Raw genomic sequence first — 500 nt, 5'->3', positions numbered from 1 at the left:
GGTGACTTCGTTGCCAAAGGCACACTGATCATCATGGTCATCATGTCCATGGGCAGCTGGTACATCCTCATCACCAAAATCATCGACCAGGTCAAACTGTCTGGCCAGGCATCTGATGCCCGTGCCAAGTTCTGGAAAGCAGCCTCCGTACAAGCCGGTGCTTCTTCCCTGAAAGAAGGCAGCCCATTCCGCTTCATCGCTGACTCTGGCATCAAAGCCACAGAACACCATGAAGGCGCACTGCTGGAACAAATCGACCTGAATACCTGGGTATCCATGTCCATCCAGCGCGCTGTTGATAAAGTCCAAAGCCGTCTGCAAGATGGTCTGGCCTTCCTGGCGACTGTTGGTTCTACAGCACCGTTCGTTGGTCTGTTCGGTACAGTATGGGGTATTTACCATGCGCTGACAGCCATCGGTATGTCCGGTCAGGCATCGATCGACAAAGTAGCGGGCCCAGTGGGTGAAGCGCTGATCATGACTGCGATCGGTCTGGCAGT

Annotated in this window: 1 protein-coding gene; it reads left to right on the top strand. The window is 54.2% G+C overall.

All coding sequences use genetic code 11. From position 1 onward, the window contains the following. Positions 1-33 precede the first annotated feature (33 nt). A partial coding sequence (locus ACO0LK_RS27010) for a MotA/TolQ/ExbB proton channel family protein (RefSeq protein ID WP_422980609.1) occupies positions 34-500 on the top strand: 467 nt, incomplete at its 3' end.

This window comes from Undibacterium sp. Ji49W, assembly GCF_049340205.1.
Lineage (GTDB): Bacteria > Pseudomonadota > Gammaproteobacteria > Burkholderiales > Burkholderiaceae_D > Undibacterium.
The sequence above is the reverse complement of the archived record's forward strand: the minus strand, read 5'-3'. Positions and strand labels throughout refer to the sequence as shown.